At 60.2% G+C, this 20,086-nt stretch carries 19 protein-coding genes; 12 read left to right on the top strand and 7 right to left on the bottom strand.

Going from position 1 to position 20,086, the window contains the following annotated elements; genetic code table 11:
• Nucleotides 1-15: 15 nt before the first annotated feature.
• The 3 genes from NCN06_RS03970 to NCN06_RS03960 all read right to left on the bottom strand — a co-directional run bounded on the left by NCN06_RS03970 (nt 16) and on the right by NCN06_RS03960 (nt 3,648).
• Nucleotides 16-1,335: an adenylosuccinate synthase gene (locus tag NCN06_RS03970; RefSeq protein WP_170952146.1), complete on the bottom strand. Its 1,320-nt coding sequence runs from the start codon at nt 1,333-1,335 to the stop codon at nt 16-18.
• 81 nt (nt 1,336-1,416) lie between these two features.
• On the bottom strand, nt 1,417-1,842 hold the full coding sequence (gene psb27, locus NCN06_RS03965) for a photosystem II protein Psb27 (protein WP_115023968.1): 426 nt from the start codon (nt 1,840-1,842) through the stop codon (nt 1,417-1,419).
• A gap of 24 nt (nt 1,843-1,866) precedes the next feature.
• Nucleotides 1,867-3,648, bottom strand: coding sequence for a proline--tRNA ligase (locus tag NCN06_RS03960; protein ID WP_226398786.1), 1,782 nt, complete (start codon nt 3,646-3,648; stop codon nt 1,867-1,869).
• A 207-nt stretch (nt 3,649-3,855) separates the two neighbouring features.
• Here NCN06_RS03960 and NCN06_RS03955 point away from each other — a divergent pair, with 207 nt between their 5' ends.
• From NCN06_RS03955 to NCN06_RS03940, 4 genes are all read left to right on the top strand, one after another.
• Nucleotides 3,856-4,260, top strand: coding sequence for a DUF8631 domain-containing protein (locus NCN06_RS03955; RefSeq protein ID WP_226398787.1), 405 nt, complete (start codon nt 3,856-3,858; stop codon nt 4,258-4,260).
• Between the two features lie 289 nt (nt 4,261-4,549).
• Complete coding sequence (locus NCN06_RS03950; RefSeq protein ID WP_250398695.1) at nt 4,550-5,059, top strand: inorganic diphosphatase; 510 nt, start codon at nt 4,550-4,552, stop codon at nt 5,057-5,059.
• 69 nt (nt 5,060-5,128) lie between these two features.
• Nucleotides 5,129-5,488 carry a 2Fe-2S iron-sulfur cluster-binding protein gene (locus NCN06_RS03945; protein WP_115023962.1) on the top strand — a complete coding sequence of 120 codons (360 nt, stop codon included), beginning with the start codon at nt 5,129-5,131 and terminating at the stop codon, nt 5,486-5,488.
• A 3-nt stretch (nt 5,489-5,491) separates the two neighbouring features.
• Complete coding sequence (locus NCN06_RS03940) at nt 5,492-5,854, top strand: arsenate reductase family protein (RefSeq protein ID WP_115023960.1); 363 nt, start codon at nt 5,492-5,494, stop codon at nt 5,852-5,854.
• On the opposite strand, the gene NCN06_RS03935 is transcribed toward NCN06_RS03940, so the two are convergent.
• Nucleotides 5,817-7,322 (bottom strand): hypothetical protein, encoded by a 1,506-nt coding sequence (locus NCN06_RS03935; protein ID WP_226398789.1) that lies wholly within the window; start codon nt 7,320-7,322, stop codon nt 5,817-5,819. The genes NCN06_RS03940 and NCN06_RS03935 overlap by 38 nt on opposite strands.
• A gap of 78 nt (nt 7,323-7,400) precedes the next feature.
• On the opposite strand from NCN06_RS03935, the gene lepB reads away from it, so the two are divergent.
• Nucleotides 7,401-8,066 (top strand): signal peptidase I, encoded by a 666-nt coding sequence (lepB, locus tag NCN06_RS03930; RefSeq protein ID WP_115024334.1) that lies wholly within the window; start codon nt 7,401-7,403, stop codon nt 8,064-8,066.
• On the opposite strand, the gene NCN06_RS03925 is transcribed toward lepB, so the two are convergent.
• Both NCN06_RS03925 and NCN06_RS03920 read right to left on the bottom strand, forming a co-directional pair.
• Nucleotides 8,056-9,321 carry an amidohydrolase family protein gene (locus NCN06_RS03925; RefSeq protein WP_250398694.1) on the bottom strand — a complete coding sequence of 422 codons (1,266 nt, stop codon included), beginning with the start codon at nt 9,319-9,321 and terminating at the stop codon, nt 8,056-8,058. The genes lepB and NCN06_RS03925 overlap by 11 nt on opposite strands.
• Before the next feature lie 4 nt (nt 9,322-9,325).
• Nucleotides 9,326-10,654, bottom strand: coding sequence for a histidine phosphatase family protein (locus NCN06_RS03920; protein ID WP_226398791.1), 1,329 nt, complete (start codon nt 10,652-10,654; stop codon nt 9,326-9,328).
• Nucleotides 10,655-10,735: 81 nt separating this feature from the next.
• On the opposite strand from NCN06_RS03920, the gene NCN06_RS03915 reads away from it, so the two are divergent.
• From NCN06_RS03915 to NCN06_RS03885, 7 genes are all read left to right on the top strand, one after another.
• On the top strand, nt 10,736-11,998 hold the full coding sequence (locus NCN06_RS03915) for a CPBP family intramembrane glutamic endopeptidase (RefSeq protein ID WP_226398792.1): 1,263 nt from the start codon (nt 10,736-10,738) through the stop codon (nt 11,996-11,998).
• Between the two features lie 3 nt (nt 11,999-12,001).
• Nucleotides 12,002-12,490 (top strand): hypothetical protein, encoded by a 489-nt coding sequence (locus NCN06_RS03910; RefSeq protein ID WP_255614171.1) that lies wholly within the window; start codon nt 12,002-12,004, stop codon nt 12,488-12,490.
• A complete protein-coding gene (locus NCN06_RS03905; protein ID WP_226398793.1) occupies nt 12,490-14,295 on the top strand; it encodes a peptidoglycan D,D-transpeptidase FtsI family protein in 1,806 nt (601 codons plus the stop codon). Before NCN06_RS03910 ends, NCN06_RS03905 begins: the two co-directional genes overlap by 1 nt.
• Before the next feature lie 48 nt (nt 14,296-14,343).
• A complete protein-coding gene (locus NCN06_RS03900) occupies nt 14,344-15,516 on the top strand; it encodes a transaldolase (protein ID WP_226398794.1) in 1,173 nt (390 codons plus the stop codon).
• A gap of 87 nt (nt 15,517-15,603) precedes the next feature.
• Nucleotides 15,604-15,987, top strand: a complete 384-nt coding sequence (locus NCN06_RS03895) for a Crp/Fnr family transcriptional regulator (RefSeq protein ID WP_226398795.1) — start codon at nt 15,604-15,606, stop codon at nt 15,985-15,987.
• A 97-nt stretch (nt 15,988-16,084) separates the two neighbouring features.
• Nucleotides 16,085-17,434: an MFS transporter gene (locus NCN06_RS03890; protein ID WP_250398693.1), complete on the top strand. Its 1,350-nt coding sequence runs from the start codon at nt 16,085-16,087 to the stop codon at nt 17,432-17,434.
• A 41-nt stretch (nt 17,435-17,475) separates the two neighbouring features.
• A complete protein-coding gene (locus NCN06_RS03885) occupies nt 17,476-18,954 on the top strand; it encodes an FAD-binding domain-containing protein (RefSeq protein WP_226398797.1) in 1,479 nt (492 codons plus the stop codon).
• Here the strand turns inward: NCN06_RS03885 and NCN06_RS03880 are convergent.
• On the bottom strand, nt 18,951-20,084 hold the full coding sequence (locus tag NCN06_RS03880) for an NAD(P)/FAD-dependent oxidoreductase (protein WP_250398692.1): 1,134 nt from the start codon (nt 20,082-20,084) through the stop codon (nt 18,951-18,953). The two genes, NCN06_RS03885 and NCN06_RS03880, sit on opposite strands and share 4 nt — an antisense overlap.
• Nucleotides 20,085-20,086 lie beyond the last annotated feature (2 nt).

The following is a 20,086-nucleotide window of genomic DNA, read 5'->3' as shown; positions in this document are numbered from 1 at the left end:
ATGAACCTCAGAGGCTCAGGCGCTCAACAACGCGCGTTTCGGGCCATGGATCGGATCTTCCACAACGATGGTCTGATCACGGCTGGCACCAAGCGAGACGATGGCGATCGGCACTTCCATCAAATCCGCGAGGAAGCGCAGGTAATCCATGGCCGGTTTGGGGAGATCCTCAAGACTGCGGCATTCCTCGGTTGAGCATTGCCAGCCAGGCAGTGTTTTGAAGATGGGCTTGCACTGGGCGAAGTCCTCGGCACTGCTAGGGAAGTGCTCGATCCGCTCGCCGTTGAGCTCATAGGCCACGCAAACCTGGATCTCGTCGAGTTCATCCAGAACATCCAGCTTGGTCACGGCCAGACAGTCCAAGCCGTTCACCTGCACGGCATAGCGACCGATCACACCGTCAAACCAACCGCAGCGCCGCCGCCGGCCAGTGGTGGTTCCGAATTCCCCACCGCGTTCGGTGAGCTGATCATTCAGGCTCCCGCTCAGTTCCGTTGGGAAGGGGCCCTCACCCACACGGGTGGTGTAGGCCTTGGCGACGCCGATAACACGGTCAATCAGAGTCGGACCGACGCCCGCACCGATGCAGGCCCCTCCGGAGACGGGATTGGACGAGGTGACGTAGGGGTAGGTGCCATGGTCCAGGTCCAACAGCGTGCCCTGGGCTCCTTCGAACAGGATGTTTTTGCGATCCCTGGCAGCCTGGTGAATGGCCTGGGTGCACTCCACAACGTGGGGTGCGAGGCGCTTCCCGTATTCCAGATATTCCTTGATGACATCCTCGGCGTTCAGAGGAGCAACGCCGTAGATGGTTTCAAGAAGTTCGTTCTTTTCCTGCAGAGGCCCCTCAAGGCGTTCCCTCAGCCGTTGTTCGTCCAGCAGGTCGATCACGCGGATGCCGCTGCGTTGCGACTTGTCCGCATAGGTGGGGCCGATTCCGCGGCCAGTTGTTCCGATCCGACGCGCTCCGCGTTGCTTCTCCATGGCCTGATCGAGCAGGCGGTGGTACGGCATCGTCACGTGAGCCGTGGATGCCAAGCGCAGGCCCGAAATATCGATGTCATTGGCGATGAGCATGTCGAGCTCACCAAGCATCACCTTGGGATCCACGACCGTTCCTGACCCAATCAGGCAGATCGTGTCGGGATAGAGGATTCCAGAGGGAATGAGGTGCAATTTCAGGACACGTTCGTCAACGACGATCGTGTGGCCTGCATTCACACCACCCTGATAGCGCACCACCACATCGGCCGAGCGGCTGAGGAGATCGGTGATCTTTCCTTTTCCCTCGTCACCCCACTGCGCTCCGATGACGACAACGTTGGCCAAGAACACGGCGGCCCGAAGCCGCAGATCTGCACAATCCGCGAGTATCTCAGATCTCGGGTGGCCTCGTCAAAGCGTGTGTCCAGGGGCTCAGCTGCCCCGGACCACAGACTTCTCGGCTTTGCTTAATTCCTTGGCGATCCGGTCATGGAGTGCCTCAGGAAGGGGACGGTTGGCATAGGAGGTGTAGTGACCCGCCAGAGAGTTCAGTGCGGTCTGCATTGTTGTGAAGGAGCTGAGTCCGTTCACGCGCGGCTGAGGCCGGTAGCGGGACATGTAGTCGTTGATCAGTGACCGAGCGTCCGCTTCGGCTTCGGCGTGGGTTGGATCGTCCTGGGGCAGGTCGATCACCGTTCGCAACGTGCGGGAGACCGCCACGGTGTCTTCCACGTAATTGCCGCTCAAACGGGCTTCAGCATCACCACTGCAGGCGGTTAGAAAAAGGCATAAGCCCAGGCCGAGGGCTACAGCAGCCCGGCTCAAGGGGCGAAGCAGGCGTGTCAGTGCGGAGAGCATGAAACCCTTGAGAATCTGCTGACTTTAGGGGTGGAGTGCCTTGATCAGGCAAGACAAGGCCTCTGCGTGGTGAAGCTTCTGTACCTCTCGGTTGCTGCGCTGAACAAGCTCAACGACGCCATCGGTTGCGTCCCGTCCCACCACGATCCGCCAGGGAATACCGATCAAATCCGCGTCTTTGAATTTGACGCCCGCTCGTTCCTTTCGGTCGTCGATGAGCACGTCGACCCCTGCCTTCTGAAGTTGCTCATAGAGCGTTTCCCCCAGCTGGGCCTGGGTCTCGTCCTGGATGTTGGCGACGACCACAATCGCTTCGAATGGGGCGATTGTGGGTGGCCAGCAGATGCCACCGTCATCGTGATGCTGTTCGACGGCAGCCTGCGCCAGCCTGGAAACGCCGATCCCATAGCAACCCATCCAGAACGGTTCGGTCTTGCCGTTCTCGTTGGTGAAGCGACTATCCATGGCTTCGGAATATTTCCGGCCCAACTGAAAAATGTGGCCGACTTCGATGCCACGTTTTTCAGTCAGCCGTGATTCCGCGTTGTGTCGACAGGCGTCGCCCGCCCTTGCATTGCGCAGATCCAACCTTGTTGGCTGTTGCTTGAGGGCGGCCCAGCTGGTGTTGAAACGGTGCTGATCAGGCGTATTGGCACCACAGACAAAATGGCCCAACTCAAGGGCTGTTTCGTCTGCCAGACGCAGGAAGGTTGGCTCCCAGGTCTTCGCTCCCTGCAGGACGTCATCGGACAAGTCAGGCCCGATGGATCCGAAGGGGATTGGATCGATTTGTTGGCGGTTTTGGTCGTCTGGCGTGATCGAACGGCAATCGAGGACGCCCTTGCCCAGGATGCCGCTGACGGCGTTGACGACTTTGGTGGGGTTCAGGTCCTGGTCACCACGAAGGCTGATCAGCAGGGGTTGGAGCGTGTCGTCGTCCAAGGCCGCCACACAAAGCAGCACCTTCACCACTTGGCTTGGATCCCAGCCTTTGGCGTCGCAGAGGCTCTCGATGCTCCCCAAGCCAGGGGTCGGGATGCACTCCTCAGGGCCTTCGGGTAGGGGCGATGCCGCTGGGGCAATCGAAACAGCCTTCTCCTGATTGGCCGCGTATTGCCCGTCATCGCTGATCAGGATCAGGTCTTCCCCGGCATCCGCCGTCACCATGAACTCCTGGGAGGCAGCACCTCCGATCGCTCCGCTGTCGGCATCGACAGGGACGGCATCGAGTCCGCAACGTTCAAAAATGCGGCGATAGGCCTGATCCATCAACCCGTAGGTCTCGCGAAGGTCCGCTTCGCTGGCATGAAAGGAGTAGGCGTCTTTCATGATGAATTCTCGACCTCGCATCAGACCGAAGCGAGGACGGATCTCGTCTCGGAATTTGGTCTGGATTTGATAAAGGTTCACCGGAAGCTGCCGGTACGACCTCAACAGCTCACCTGCCAGGTTCGTGATGACTTCTTCGTGGGTTGGTCCAAGCCCCAGCTCTCTGCCTTGCCGGTCTTCGAGGTGAAACATGATTCCCTCGCCAGCTGTGTAGCCCTGCCAGCGACCGCTTTTCTGCCAGAGCTCTGCAGGGTGCAGCTGTGGAAGCAGGGTCTCCTGGGCGCCGGCGCGGTTCATCTCCTCACGCACCACGGCTGTGATTTTTTGAAGCACCCTCCACATCAGAGGTAGATAGGCGTAAATCCCTGATCCAATGCGACGGATGTACCCAGCACGCAGAAGCAACTGATGCGAGGTGATCTCCGCTTCGGCGGGAACATCCCGAAGCGTCACCAGCAGCAGGCGGGAGACGCGCATCGATCGCAAGAAAACGAGATTTGGAAGCTATCACCGCTCCGGAAGCATGCCGATCGCAGAAGTGTCCGTTTTGCTGGGATTCCACTGTGCGCCCTGAGTCTCGGCTGCTACCGTCCAGCTCATTCCAGCCTGTCCTAGGCCCGTCTCATGTTTCCTCGGTCCGTTGAATCTGTGGCGTCACACGTTCAACAACAGGCAGAACTTTCCATGGATTCAGCCCAAGCTTCCGCGCAACCTGAGGCCTTGGTGGGCATTGACGACGTTCAGAAATCTCTCAATCGTTCTCGCGCATCGGTCTATCGCTACACCAACACAGACCCTCGCAACCTCAATCCTCCCTTCAATCCCCGCAAGCTGAATCCGGAATACCGCAGCGATCAGAAAGATCCGCTGATGTTCCATCCCAACGAAGTTGCACGCTTCGCCAAGGACGTTCTGCGCATCAAGGAAGTCACTGTTGAGGTGTTGAATTCTCCGTCAACGGCGACGCAACAGATTCTGGGATCAATCCTTGAAGAGCTCCGTCTGATTCGCACCCATCTCGAAGGCAGCGTGCAGCCCCCTTCTGATCTAAGTGCACGTCTCGACCAGCAAGATCGTCCAGCTGCTTAATGATCCATGCATCTGTCTTTGGGCAGTGACAGAATGAATTGATCAACGTTGTGATGAGAAGAGGGAGCCCTTGTGACTCCTCGTTCTATGGCCTCAGATGCTTTCCTCCCGTCTGGCGATGACGCCATCGCGTCGTCTGAGACGGATGAGCCGTTTAGTCGTAGCGCCTCTTTGACGGCCTTAACTGGACTGCTGATTGCTGTTGTCAGCTTCAGTGCTCCTTTGGTGGCTGTGATCACGGATCGACCCTTCTCCTCTCCGCGACTGATCCCAACCGCCTCGCATCGGAATGGATCTCCATCAGCTCCCCCCGTCTCCTTCGCAAGGATTGGTGAATCTCATCGTGGAGATTCCGGCAGGAAGCAGAAATAAATACGAATATCTGGCTGAGGCTGGCGTCATGGTGCTGGACAGGGTGATGCACTCCTCGGTGCGTTACCCGTTCGATTACGGCTTCATTCCCAACACTCAGGCGGACGATGGATCTCCCCTTGATGCCATGGTCATCATGGCCGAGCCCACTTTTGCTGGCTGTCTGATCAAGGCCCGCCCTATCGGGGTTTTGGATCTGTATGACCTGGATGTCTACGACGGGAAGATCTTGTGTGTTCCCGATGCGGATCCCCGTCAAGACGAGATCCGTAGCATTCGCCAGATTGCGGCATCACAGCTTGAGGAGGTCGCTGAATTTTTCAGGACATACCGCACGCTGCAAGGCGGAGTTGTGTCGATTGATGGTTGGCGCGACATCGATGCGGTCCAGCCATTACTGGATTCCTGTATCAAAGCGGCCAACTGATCTCAGAAAAGGTCCGCTTGATTCGGCCAGTTGCTTGTAGGTTGGTGCGCATTGAGATTCGCCGAAACTGTGCCCACCATCCGATTCGAGCAGGAAGACCAGCAGGTTGGCTGCATCGAGGGCGCGAATCTGCGAAAAGCTGCACTTGATGCAGGGATCAACCCCTACAAGAGCCTCAACAACCTCAACAACTGCAGTGGCGTTGGTCAGTGCGGCACCTGTGTGATGGAGGTGGTTGAAGGTCAGGGCAACCTTTCACCCCGCAGCGACGTCGAAGAGGTGTACCTGGCTGACCGGCCTGCGAATTTCCGCTTGAGCTGCCGCACCACTGTGAACGGTGATGTGACGGTTCGCACCCGTCCGGCCGAAGGTGTTGGCCGCGGCTCCAACAGCCTGGTTGGTGCGATCAAATCCCTGTTTGGCCGCTGAGTCTTGGCGGGAATTCTCCAGGTCTACAGCTACAACCGCTGCAGCACCTGTCGGAAGGCGTTGGCATGGCTGTCTGAGCGAGGAATCGCCCACGACGTCCACGACATCACCCTGAACCCACCGTCTAGGGAGCTGCTGTCGGCGGCTTATCAATGTTTTGGTGAGCGGAAGCTGTTGTTCAACACCAGTGGCCAGAGCTATCGAGCCATGGGAGCTGCATCGGTGAAGGCCCTCACCGATGACGAGGCTCTTGATGCTCTGGCTGCCGACGGAAAACTGATCAAACGCCCTTTTGTGGTGGTGGATTCCTCCACGTTTCTGATCGGCTTTAAGCCTGATCTCTGGGAGTCGACGCTCCAGGGCTGAAATTCAATCCATCCAATTCGCTGATCAGAGCATCGACATCTCCTTGGTCACGGATTTGGCGGAAGCTCGATCGTTTGATGTCTTCCAGCAGGGCCACGAGCAAATCCTGACTTCGAGTCAATACAGGGCCTTGTTCCAGCATGTGTGCAAGTTCCTCCCACAGTCGATCGAGGGCCTCTGATCCCAGGGATTCGAGGACAGGGTCGCGCTGACCGATGCGGTTGCCGGCTCCCTTCGAGAGGTCGAGGACGGAGGTCACCATGCTTTCCGCCATCTGGCGGCTGAATTCCGATTCGGCGTTTTGCAGTCCGGGGAGCCGCCGTAAGGCGTCAGGCACCACGTTCCGGTCCAAACTCTGCTGCACCAGATGGCTGATCAAGGCTTGCAGTTGCGGGCGCATGGCTGGGCCAACACGGGTCAGCAGCAGTGGCACCCATAGCCGCAGCAGCTCGACCACCTCCCGCTCATCATTTAGATCACTGCTTTGGTAACTGCACAGTCCCCGCACCCTCTCTGGCAATTGCGGAGATCGGATCAATTGCTGGAGTGTGTCGACGAGTCGGATGGCGATGACCTCAAACAGTTCCACCGCCAACAGGGCCACCACGCCGCGGCTGATGACCGCACGAAGAGGTTCCAATTGCAGCAGCCCTGCTCCGCAAAGGCGTTCTGTGACAGGGATCACCCTGAGCCAGCGCGCAAATGGAAGCAGCAGTGGCAGGTCGATCCAGCGACGTAACAGGGCGTCGCGCCAGCGGATCGCGGGGTAGCGCTGTTTCAGGCGCAGGGTCCGCAGAAGGATGTCGAGCAGGAACAGGAGTTGAAACGGAGTGTCGATGCGCCAGCTCAGATCGCTGGGGCGTCCGTTTTCGTCGATGCTTCGCCAGTAATTGCTTTCCACCAGGGGCACGATCTGCTGGCTCCAGAACTGACGCTCCTGGCTCCAGGGGGATTTCTCGAGATGCTCGGGGCTCAGTAGAAGGTTGGCCGATGCGCGAGCTGATTCCAGGCCGGTACGAGCTCGGAGTCGGTTCTTGAATTTCTCAAGCGCACCGGCATTGCCTGAACTGATGAACGGGTTGCTGTCCATCAGCCCCGTGGTTAGAGCCGCCTGCTGCTTCAGCAGATCGCTGCTTTCAGGTGTACGCAAACCGCTTTTCAGGAGTGCTTGATCCAGGGCGCTGTAGGCCTTGAGATAAGCCTCTGTGTCGCGATGGGGTTCGATGCCCTTTAAGGGGTCCAGAAGTGGGGTGATGTCCGGCAGCCAGGGCAGAGGGACCACCAGGGGCAGCGATGGAACCGGATAAAGATTGCGTTGAAGCCAGAAAGTGCGCAGGGGGATGTAGGTGAGGTCAAGAGCGACCCAGCTGAGATTGATTGCGGCGATCACGGCAATGGCCTGGTCCCAGCGGCGCCAGCTGAGCAGGCCTCGATGGGGCTTAAGTGCTTGCCAGCGTGGACGGATCATGGGGCCTGCAGGCTCCCCCTATCGTGGTTCGAAAGATTGAGCCTGCCCACATTGAACGCGGAGAAAGGGCCTTCTGATGTGAAGGGCAGAGTGAGCGCGATTTGGGAGTTCTGGGCCCCGTTTCTGTTCACGGTCTCGCTGTATCTCTTGCTTCGGCAATTCGCCTTTGAAGCGCGTTACATCCCATCGGGATCGATGCTTCCTGGCCTGCAGGTTGGCGACAAGTTGATCGTTGAGAAACTTTCGTATCGGTCCCGCCCTCCCCAGCGTGGTGAGATCGTCGTGTTCAATTCCCCAAGTGCGTTTGATCCCGTCTGGAAATTGGAGTCGGGGCAACCGAATCCACTGAAGTGCGGCATCGTCACCTTCCCAGGCATCAGTTGGGTTGTCGATCGGGTTCTGGTGCAGCGCTATCCCGAATGTGAGGCCTGGATTAAACGGGTGGTCGGTGTGCCTGGCGATGTTGTTGAGGTCAACAGTCGCGGCGCTGTGAGCATCAACGGCACAGCCTTCAAAGAGCCTTACGTCACCAACTTCTGTTCGGATCGCGATGGAATGATCGGCTGCAAAGGTCTGTATGCCGTCGTCCCCGAAGGCAACGTTGTCGTTTTGGGTGACAACCGTCGCAACAGCCAGGATGCACGTCGTTGGCCCGGGGGGCCGTTCCTGCCCGACGATCAGATCATCGGGCGTGCTGTCTTCCGCTTCTGGCCGCCTGCGCGGATCGGTCCGCTCAGCAACTGAGTCCGCAGGCCACAACACTGCCCTGAAGTTCACGTCCCAGCCAGGGAATGTTGGCAGCGCGCGGAGCTCCAGGCGTGCTTCTCTCGACCGACCAGCGTTGCTCGGGATCGAACAGCAGCCAGCGCCGGCTGCCCTGCTCAAGCTGTTCAGGGGGCTGATCGATCAGGGCCGACGGCCCAAAGCTGAGGGCTTGCCAAAGATCTTCAACGGTCCAGCGGCCCGATTGCACCAGAGCATTCCAAAGCGCTGGCAGCACCAGATGGTGGCCGCTGAGGCCTGCCGGACGCTGGTCACCCGGCAACAGCATGTCCTCGGCATCCAGAGGCACAGCATGGACAGCCACGGCAGTAATGATTCGCTGTTGAACGGCCTGGATCAACTGGTCACGATCCTCCGGACCCCCGAGGGAGGGGCAGACGCGCCAGCCTGGATCGCTGCTGGCCAGCATGCTGCGGTCGGTCAGGAGATGCCACCAGCTCACGCTGCTCAGGGGAGGGAACTCGCAGCCTGAAAGCTGCTGCACCGCTGCTGCTGTGGAGAGGTTCATCAGCCGCAGCTGTTGTTCCGGATGGCGTTGATGCAGCAGCAGCAACTGGCTGAGCGGAACGGTCTCGCTGGTGATCGGATCCTCTGGCCACCCGGCCCGAAGCGTCTCCACTCCTTCCCGCACCAGCCCCTCCCCCTGCAGAGCGGGATCGCGGGGTGCCACAAGCACTGGGCATCCCCCCATCTCTCCGAGCAGCAGTCCCCGTTCCAGCAACGGGGTTGGAACCATGGCGTCATCATCCGCCAGTCCGATGGCACCGTGTTCGAGAAGATCGCCATGGGGGGCAAGTTCATCCGCCTTGCCGCCGCGGCTGAAGCCTCCCCAAAGGTGCAGGCGAACCGTTGCCGTCTGATCTTGATCGACGCTGAATCCCTGCAGCCGTTCCGGACGATCGCGCCAGGTGTTGCTGCGGGGGAGCAGGGCAATCTGGCCATAGCCCGCCGCTGCAGCGCAGTGACGCAGGCTCACGGCTGTTTCCTGATCCCCGCTGAAGGGGGTCTCAAGGATGGAATGGGGATCAACCAGGCAGGGGGCGACCAGTTGATCCGGTGCTGGGCTGGCCTTGATGCCCCGGCCAAGGGCTTGCTGCCGGGCCTCGTCGTCAAAGCCGACCAGCACCCCCTGATCGATCAGGACTGCACCGAGCATCACCGGTTGTCCGGGGCCACGCAGGACGCGCACCGGATCCAGAAGCAAGGTGTCGTTCATGACGTCAGAGAGCGCCTGCTGCCGTTCGGTCAATCACGCTTCCGAAATGGGAGGTGAGGTTCAGACAGGTCACCACTGCAGGCTGGCCTGGATCGGCGGCAATGTCGACCACCGTGACGCCACCGTTGCCCTGTTTGACGGCCCAGATGTCGGCCGGAGTTAGGCCAAGGAGGTCGCACAGAATCGTCTTGTTGACGGCGTCGTGGGCCACCACCAGCACCGTTTCCTCAGGCTTCAGCTCACCAGAGATCTCTCCCCAGCTCCGGACGGAACGGGCCCACACGTCCTGGATGGTCTCCCCTTCAGGCATCTGCACGGTTTCTGGAGCACGCTTCCAGGTGTCCAGCAGCTCCGACCAGCCGTCTCTGATCTCAGATTCGAGCTTGCCTTCCCACAGTCCGTGCCCGATCTCCACCAGTCCATTGATCTGGGTCAGGGGCACATCGGGATGCGCCTCGAGAATGATCTGTGCCGTTTCCGTTGGCCGCGACAGGGTGCTGCTCCAGGCCCGATCGATGGGGATGTCTTTGAGGAAATCGCGGGCGGCCGCGGCTTGACGGCGACCGTTGCTGTTAAGCGGAATATCGATTTGTCCCTGGAAGCGGCCTGCCTTGTTCCAGTCGGTCTCGCCGTGCCGCACCAGGATCAGCCTGGCGTTCTTGCCTTTCTCAGGCAGAGGTTGCAGGTGTGTGGTGCTGTTCAGGCATTCGATCTGCACCTGGGGGCGATCAACGCCGGGATGGAGGTTGAAGATCGAGAGGGAGGTGTTGTCGACGCGGAGCCGCCGGAACCCGTTGTCGGGCTCACCTAATAACACCAGCATCAGGCAGCGCAGGATGGCGTTGTGGGCCACCACCAGCACCGTGTCATTGCCATCGACGGGATGGCGCTGCAGCAGGTTGGTGATGAATCCACGCGCCTGCCCCATCAGCTCCGCCAGGGGCTTGTAAGACGAACCGTCCCGACGTTGAAGTTCCAACCTCATCGGTTGCTGTTTCCAGATGCTGTAAGCCTCTGGTGACCCTTCGATGAGCTCATCGATGGTTTGACCGGACCAGGGTTCCAGATCCACTTCAAGCAGGCCGTCATCGAGCACAACATCCGGTGCCTGACCGGCATGGGCCTCCAGCAGGCTTGCGGTTGTGGCGGCAGCCCGTTGCAACGGCGAGCTGTAGATGGCCTGGAAGCTCACCTCCTGCAGCGAGCGGCCCAGGGCCCTTGCCTGTTCATGACCCTCATCACTGAGGTTCGAAAGATCATCTCGACCCTGGATCCGCCGCTCCTTGTTGAAACTGCTGAGACCGTGGCGGACCAAAAGAAGACGAAGGGGCACGGTTCAGCTCAGCGTCAGGGCGCGGCCATCGTATGGAAGCGGCCTTTCGGGGGGACAATCGTGGGGAGTTGACGCCAGCTGGTGCCCAGTTCCCCACGACCGGTTTCCCCGCGCTGGAAGGGGCTTCTGGCGGCCCTATCCCTGGCCCTGGCCGGTTTTATCTGGCTGTCGGGCTTGGTTGACAGTTTGTCCAGACCATCGGTGGCTCCGGCCCTGAGCCTTCAGCAGCAGGAGCTGACTCTCCTGGCGGAGCCAGCGGTGCCGTCCTCGTTGAGAGAAGCCTTGCTGGGGGAGTCGCCGCGGGATGCGCTGATCAAAGCCCTGGAGGGGATCTCATCCGAGGATCGCAGTGAGCGGCAGCAACGGATGCTCCTGCTCTTGCAGGGCCAGACTCCTGCCTCTGCAGACCGTGAACGCGAACCCGAAGATCCCCTGCTCCAGCAGCTGCTGTGCGAAGTCAGCGCGTCTGATCCGGGGCTCTGCATTGATGGTGCAGCGGCGGGCCAAGCGGCGTTGCGTTTGGCGTTCAGCACGGTGCTGCCCCTGGTGACCGCCCTGCTCGGTGGTCTGCTGCTGATCGGTCAGGCCTGGCGGCTGGTGCGGGGGCGTCTGATGGCCTGGCCAGTGGTTCAGGGTCCGGACCTGACCTTGATTGATATGGCCTTGTTGGTGGCCGGTGGCTTCGTCGTCATCAGTGCCGTTGGCGTCCCATTGGTGGCGTTCCCCTTGGTCGGTGCCCTCACGGCTGGGCTTGCCAGTCCCCGCCGTGAAGCCGTGGGCGTGGTGATCAACTACGGCGTGATGGCCCTGCCAAGCCTGCTGATCCTCTGGCGGCAATTGCGGGCCCTGCCGAAGCAGAGTGCGCCACCATTGGGCTGGATGCAGTGGCGGCTGCGGCCTTTGATCTCCGCTCTGCTGGATGCAGTGGCGGGTTGGTTGATGGTGACCCCCCTGGTGATGCTCACGGGATGGTTGCTCGTGCGCTTGGTGGGGGATCCAGGGGGGAGCAATCCGCTGCTGGAGTTGGTGCTGGGCAGCCATGATCCGATCGCTCTCGGCTTGCTCGCTCTGACAGCGGTTGTGCTAGCTCCGCTCTTCGAAGAGACGATTTTTCGCGGCGCCCTGCTGCCAGTTCTGGCGGTCCGGTTTGGTCCCCTAGCGGGTGTCTTGCTCAGTGGCCTGTTGTTTGCCATGGCCCATATCAGTGTTGGAGAGCTGGCACCCCTCACCGTGCTCGGGGTTGGGCTGGGGTTGGTGCGGCTTCGCAGCGGACGGTTGTGGCCGTCAGTGCTGATGCATGGCCTTTGGAATGCAGTGACGTTCCTGAATCTGTTGCTGCTCTGAGCCTTGCCCCGCCTTTCCACAGGTGGTTCACTGGCCTATTCGCCTGTGATCCCGGTGGTTGCCGCTCCGGAACAGCGTGCATCGACCACAGCTTTTGAGCTGATCCAAGGTTCACTGTCCTCTGGACGGATTGCACGACGATCCCCTCTCCTTGGGGGACTCCATCGCTTGATGGACGGCACTCTGCTGGGCTTGATCGCGGCAGTTGCTGTTCTGGCGGGACTGACGTTGCACTGGCAGCATCGCTGGACCCTGGCTTACCGCCTTCTGGAGGCGACACACACCCAGGCGCATCGATTGACGGAATCAACTGCTGTCATGGAACAGCATCTGCTGCAACGTTCCCAACAACCGAACAGCCTTGTGCCCACCCAGGTGGCCAACTTGGTTCATCTCGATCGACCCGCTTCGCATTCGCTCCAGCCGACCACTCCCTCTCCGATGGTTTCGTTTCAGGAGCTGGGAGATCAGCCCATTAGGTCGGGGTACTGATGACGCGGTCGTCAGGGCGTCGACCTGTTCGTTCGCGACGTTCCCGCGCACGGGTCGTTCCTCTGACGCAGGTTCCGCCGAAGCGGTTGTTGATCATTTTCTGGATTTTGGCGGCAGGGCTGCTGGGCCTGATCGGTCGCATGGCATGGCTGCAGTTGGTGCAAGCTCCAGCCTTGGAGCAGCGTGCCCGTCAACTGCAGACGCAGCGCACCCAGCCTCTGGGGCAGCGGCGCCCGATCGTCGATCGCACCGGCCGCCTGGTCGCCATGGATGAAAAGCGATTTCGGCTTTGGGCCCATCCCCGTTACTTCAACATGCCTGGAGATGCCCCCAATGCTGTCCGCCCTGTTGAGGATGTTGCAGCGGTGTTGGCTGATCCGTTAGCCCGACCCGCGTCCGAGCTACTTGAAGCGATGGGAACTCAGGCGTCGGGGATCAAACTTGCCGAAGAGCTTGATCCTGAGACAGCTGATCGCATCGGTGCTCTCGGCATCAGTGGCCTGGATTTGGAGCCCTATCCCCAGCGGGTTTATCCCCAGGCATCGTTGTTCGCCAATGTGGTCGGTTTTCTCAATGCGGAGCGGCAACCTCAAGCAGGCCTTGAGCAGAGCCGTGATGGTGATCTTGCCCGCCATGAGCAGACCCGATATCTCCGTCGAGGAGCCGATGGCACCCCGTTGCCGGCCAATCTCGCCCCGGGTGCCTTTTACGGCGACGATTTGCGTTTGCAGTTGACGCTGGACTCCAGGCTCCAGCAGGTGGCTCTGACCGCCCTGGCTGAGCAGGTCGCTAAGTGGAAAGCGCAAAAGGGCGCCGCGATCGTGATGGATGCCACCAATGGTGAGCTGTTGGTGCTGGCATCGACACCCACGTATGACCCCAACCGGTACTGGGATTTCCCCACCGGGCGTTTTCGGGAATGGTCCGTTCAGGATCTCTATGAGCCGGGATCAACGTTCAAGCCGATCAATCTGGCTTTGGCGCTCCAGGACGGCGCCATCCAGCCGACGGATCGGGTGAATGACGTTGGCCAGCTCACCATTGGTGGTTGGCCGATTTTTAACCACGACAAGCGTGCCAATGGGCTCGTGGATTTCGCCACCGTGCTGCAGGTGTCGAGCAATGTCGGCATGGTCCAGGCCATGCGCCGTCTTAACGATGACGCCTACTGGAACTGGATGCAGCGTCTCGGCATCGATCAGCGTCCAGATACCGACCTCCCTGGTGCGGTGGCCGGCCAACTCAAGAGCAAAGAGCAGTTCACCAGTCAGCCGATTGAGCCGGCAACGACGGCATTTGGCCAGGGTTTTTCACTCACACCGCTCAAACTGGTGCAGCTCCACGCGATGCTGGCGAATGGCGGCAAGTTGATCAGCCCCCACATCACGCGTGGCTTCCGCTCGGGTGATGCTTTGGCTCCCGCGGCGGCACCCAGCGGTCAGCAGCTGCTGAAGCCAGAGGTCACCCGCACGGTGCTCCAGTGGATGGAATCTGTTGTGGAGCAGGGCAGCGGCAAGGGTGTGAAAACACCGGGATACCGGATCGGCGGCAAAACGGGAACGGCCCAAAAAGCCCTGAATGGGATTTACCTTCCCGGCGCGAAAATCTGCAGTTTCGTGGCGACCTTGCCGATTGAGGATCCCCGTTACGTGGTGTTTGTGGTGGTGGATGAGCCCCAAGGTGAAAATGCTTACGGATCCACCGTGGCCATTCCCGTCGCCAAACAAATCATTGAGGCCCTGCTGGTTGTGGAGCGCATTGCACCCTCAAAACCTGCTGAATTGAACAAGCTTTTGAACAGCTGACGCATCAAAAAGCGTCGCTACGTTACGGGTAAAGAGCCGTCGTACATCATGGCCAGCCTGCTCGATCAGCTTTCACAAATGACCGTGGTCGTTGCCGACACGGGTGATCTGGAGGCGATCCGTAAGTTCACCCCTCGGGATGCCACCACCAACCCGTCATTAATTCTTGCGGCCGCCCAGATTCCGGCCTATCAGAGCCTGATTGATGAGGCTCTGCGGTCATCGCGCAAGCTGATGGGCAGCGATGCACCGGTGGAAGACGTGGTGCGGGAAGCCCTGGACGAAATCAGTGTGATCTTCGGTAAGGAGATTCTCAAGATCGTTCCCCGTCGTGTGTCAACGGAGGTGGATGCTCGCTTGAGTTTCGATACCGACGCCACGATTGAAAAAGGGCGCAAGTTGATTCGTTTGTACAACGATGCCGGCATCAGCAACGATCGCGTTTTGATCAAAATCGCCTCCACATGGGAAGGCATCAAAGCTGCCGAGGTGCTCGAAAAAGAGGGGATTCACTGCAATCTCACCTTGCTGTTTGGCTTCGGTCAGGCGGTGGCCTGCGCTGAAGCTGGCGTCACCCTGATTTCCCCTTTCGTCGGGCGCATCCTGGATTGGTATAAGGCTGAAACCGGGCGCGATTCTTACCCCGGGCCGGAAGATCCCGGGGTGATTTCTGTGACTCGGATTTTTAACTACTACAAGACCCACGGCTACAGCACGGAGGTGATGGGGGCGAGCTTCCGCAACATCGATGAGATCACGGAGCTGGCCGGTTGTGATCTGCTCACGATTTCACCCAAGTTGCTGGATCAGCTCCGCGAAAGTGATGCAGCCCTAACCCAGAAGTTGGATGCGGCCCATTCCAGCGGGGGTGAGGACAAGATCCACGTTGATCGCGCCAAGTTCGATGCGTTGATGCATGACGACCGGATGGCCACCGACAAACTCACTGAGGGCATCAAAGGTTTCAGTAAGGCGATTGAAACCCTGGAGCATCAGCTGGCCCATCGTCTTGCGGAACTGGAGGGTGGCTCCGCCTTCCGCCACGCTGTCTCAGAGATCTTCATGCTTAACGACATGAACGGTGATGGGTCGATTACCCGCGATGAATGGCTTGGTAGTGATGCCATCTTCGATGCGCTGGATAAGGATCATGATGGTTTGATCTCCCAGGAAGACGTTCGCCAAGGCTTTGGCGCTGCTCTGGCACTGACCTCCGTCTGAGTCCGTCGTCTGATCTGTTGCTGAGGAGAAGCGAGCCTCGCTTCTCCTTTCATTCACGTTTGATTTTTCGGTCAACGATTCATTCCCATGCATGCGCTCGACACCATGCGCGCTTTGGCAAGCAAGGCCGAAGTGATCCATCTGAAGCAGGGGCAGATTCTGTTTCGCACGGGGGAAACCGGAACCTGCATGTATGGGTTACTGGAAGGATCCGTGCGTCTCACCTGGATCGATTCGACAGGCCATGAAGGGCATGAAGACATCCCTGTTGGCCATGTTTTTGGCGCAGGTGCCCTCGTGATGGAGGACCATGAGCGTCTGAGCACAGCCACGGCCACCAGTGATTGCCGGCTGATTGCCATGAATCGCGACAAGTTTCTGTTTGCGGTTCAGGAGACACCGATGTTTGCGGTGCAGCTTCTCGCGTCGATCGATGCCCGCTTGCGAGACATCAAGTTGGCCGAGGGATGAGCTCCGGGTCGCTTTTTATGCGAAAAGGGCATAATCCTGCAAGTTTTTGTATGGCTCGTTGTAAAGCCATCCCCTGCGTCTGGCTCTGCAACTGGGCTTGTTCCAGCTCAGTCTTGGGATTCTTGGTGTCCTGATCCTTGGCCTGCTGAACCGTCTCCTGATTCAAGACATCCAGTTGCCGGCGGTGCTGGCGGCCTTGGCTGTCGGGGGGCAGCAGTTGATGGGGTTCACCCGCGCCTGGTTCGGCCATCGCTCTGATCGGATCCCCCCCAGCCGGCTGCGGCGTACGCCTTTCATCGTCATCAGCTCGTTGGCGATTGCCCTGTTGTTCGGTGTGGCCTGCCAGCTGGTGCTGCGGTTGGCTACCAGCATGGATGCTTCTGGCGGTGAGCTCAATGGGCTGCTGATTGGCCTGTTGATCCTCGTGTTTGTGGCGATTGGCACGGCCATTGCCGCTGGTGGAACAGCGTTTTCGGCCTTGATCGCTGATCGCACCACGGAAGCCGAGCGGCCGCGGGTGCTGTCGGTGGTGTGGGGGATGCGCCTTCTGGGGGTGTTGCTGGGCAGTGTTCTGGTGAATCAGGTGTTCGGCAATGCCTGTGCGGCCGATGCCAGCCGCACTGCTGTTCTGGCCGGACTTCAGCGTTTGTCGTTGGTGACGCCGTTGGTGCTGCTGGGGCTGGGGGTGGCGTCGGTGTTCGGCGTGGAACGCCGCACCACAGGCTTGATGGCGCCTGTGGGGGCGGCCCCCCCCGATGTTCCCCAGCGGTTGGCCTTGCCCCAATTGCTCTTGAAACTGCGGTCCATCCCCCAGGCCGGTCGTTTCCTTGGGGTGCTGTGCCTGTTCACCTTCAGCATGTTCCTCAACGATGCGGTGCTGGAGCCCTACGGCGCCGCCGTCTTTGGCATGAGTGTCTGCGCCACCACATCGCTGAATGTGTTGATCGCCCTGGGCTTCTTCGGTGGCTTGGGGCTCAGTGGGTTCTGGTTGATTGAGCGCGTCGGCAACATCAGCACCGCCCGGGTGGGTGCGGTGCTGGCTGCACTGGCTTTGATGCTGATGTTGTGGGCCGGGGCTGAGCAGTCGATCCCCCTGTTGCGCGTAGGGGTTGCCCTGTTTGGTCTATCGCTGGGGGTGTGCATGAATGCCTGCCTCACCCTGATGTTCAGTTTTGTGCAGCCAGGCCGCACGGGCTTGCTCCTCGGAATCTGGGGTGCGGGCTATGCCTATTCCTGCGGCCTCGCCATCATTAGTGGAGGCGGTCTGCTCAGCTTGTTCCAAGCCTGGAGCGATGGTGATTTGTTCGCTGCCTATGGCGGGGTGTTTGCCCTCCAGATGGTTTGTTTCCTTTGCGCTGCATTGCTGACGCGCCGCCTGGATGTGGTCGGTTTCCGCAACACGGTGAAAACCCGCTTCGGGGAGGTCATGGAATTGGCGCTGGATTGAACGCCGGATCCACTAGAACCTGAGCTCTTGTCGGGCTGTGAATGGCAGCGCTGCAGATCGTTTGGTTCAAGCGTGATCTGCGCACGCTTGATCACCGGCCCTTGCGGGCTGCCGCTGAACGCGGGTCGGTGCTGCCGCTGTATGTATTTGAGCCGGAGTTGTGGCGGCAGCCCGATGCCTCCGAGCGGCAATGGTTGTTTTGCCGGGAGGCTTTGCTGGAGTTGCGCCAGGCTCTGGCTGATCTGGGGCAGCCATTGGTGGTGCGGGCAGGCGATGTGGTGCAGGTGCTGGAGCGGGCCCGGCGCCAGTTCGGCATCGATGGGCTGTGGAGCCATGAGGAAACCGGTAACGGCTGGACCTTTCAGCGCGACAAACGTGTGGGGGCCTGGGCCCGTCAGCACGGCATCGCCTGGACGGAAATCCCGCAGTTTGGGGTGACGCGCCGGATGCGCAGCCGCAACGGCTGGGCCAAGCGCTGGGAGGCCCAAATGGCGGATCCCATCACGCCAGCGCCAGCTGCATTGCAAGTGCTGGAGGGTATTGATCCCGGCGTGATCCCAAAGCGCCCCTGCTCAGCCCTGCCGTCGGATCGGTGTCCGCATCGGCAGACCGGCGGTCGGTCGGTCGGCCTGGGGGAGATGAGTGATTTTCTGCAGCACCGTGCCCCGCGTTATCAACGGGAGATGTCGAGCCCCAACACCGCCTTCACCGGTTGTTCGCGTCTGTCGGCTTACCTCACCTGGGGTTGCCTCTCGATGAGGGAGGTGCTGCAGACCAGTCGCCACCAAAGCGGCCGGGGCGTCAGCAGTTTTGAATCACGTCTGCATTGGCACTGCCACTTCATCCAGAAGCTGGAGGATCAGCCGGCGATTGAATTCAGCGACTTCCATCCGTTCATGCGGGGCATTCGCGAGTCGGATGCCGAGCGCTTGTCGGCCTGGAGTGAAGGCCGCACCGGCGTCCCCTTTGTGGATGCCTGCATGCGCGCCTTGCGGGCCCATGGCTGGATCAACTTCCGTATGCGGGCGATGTTGATGTCATTCGCGAGCTACAACCTCTGGCTGCCCTGGCGGGATAGTGGCCTGCACCTTGCCCGCCAGTTTGTTGATTACGAACCGGGAATCCATTGGAGCCAGTGCCAGATGCAGTCGGGCAGCACTTCAATCAACACGATTCGGATCTACAACCCGATCAAGCAGGGCATGGACCACGATCCCCAGGGGGTGTTCATCCGTCAGTGGTGTCCTGAACTCAAGGATGTGCCCGCGATTCATATCCATGAGCCGTGGATGCTCGGCGGCGGTATGCCCGCACCGATCGTTGACGTGACCTCATCAATGCAGGACGCCAAAGATCGCATCTGGGAGATTCGTCGATCGGCCGGTTTCGATCGGCATGCCGATGCGATTCAGCGCAAGCATGGCTCGCGTAAGGCTGGCTTAAAGCCAACAACGGCTCGCCGCAGGCGCCAACGACAGCAGCCAGACAACGACAGCCAGCAGCTCAGCCTCGGTCTTTAATTGCGCTGCAGCAGCAGCCGCTTGATCACCCGTTGGGCGATGTCGCCATAGCCCATCTCCCCGGAGAGAATTTGTGCAATCCGTTGGGGTGCGGTGGGCCGTTTGATCCCCAGCTGATATCCCACACCAGGAAAGCGATAAAACACCTGAGCAATACGCCGACCCCAGGCCATCGATTCCCCCCAGCGTTCTCGCATGGCGCGGCTGTAGCTCCGCAGATCCTGACTCTCGTCTTTGAGCCATCGGTTGAGATGTCGAGCCGCCTCGCAGCCACTCATCAGGGCAGGCCGTAACCCCTCGGCCAGAAAGGGATCGCAAAGGGATGCCGCATCGCCCACCACAACAATGCCGTTGCCGTCCAGACGGTGATGGCCGTTCCACACCCGCAGTTGGCCGCGATGACGAATGCCAGCATCGGCAGCGAAGCCCAGATCCGGCAGCAACTGAGCCAGCACCTGCTCTGGGTCAGCGTCCTGCCTGCCGATGAAGCTGCCCACGCCAATGTTCACGCCACCGGCAATTGGGAATGCCCAGGCAAAGCCCTGCTTCACCAGGCCGAATTCAAAGCGGGTGGTGCCATCGGCCAGGTTGCCTTGCCCTTCCAACCGCACCGACATGGTGGTGGCCATCTGGGGCTGTTTTGCGCCAAGACCAAGCCGTTGCGGCCAGGGTGATCCCGAACCATCGGCGATCACCACGGCCCGAGCGTTCCAACGGCGACCATTGGTTGCCGTTATGTGCCAGACGTCTCCATGACGACGGATGTCATTGACCTCAACGCCTGTAAGGCGTTCAGCCCCAGCCTGAATGGCCTGATCCGCGAGTAGTTGATCCAGCCTTTCGCGGCGCACGATCCAGAACGGCGCATCCCCCGGCAACTCGGCCACCACCGGATCTTTCAGACACCAACTGAAGTCAACGCGGCGGATCACCTGCTCCACCGCCGGCTCCAGGGAAAACGGGAACCACTGCTGCACCGAAGCGGCCATGCCTCCGCCGCAGGGCTTGATCCGAGGCTCAGCATCGCGTTCCAGCACGAGTACGTCGTGACCGGCTGCCGCTAGATGGGCCGCTGCGGCACCACCGGCTGCACCGGACCCGATGATCAGAACATCGCGGGTCCGATCCACTC

The organism is Synechococcus sp. MU1648, from assembly GCF_023630615.1.
Taxonomy (GTDB): domain Bacteria; phylum Cyanobacteriota; class Cyanobacteriia; order PCC-6307; family Cyanobiaceae; genus Parasynechococcus.
This window is presented reverse-complemented; position numbering and strand designations above follow the sequence as displayed.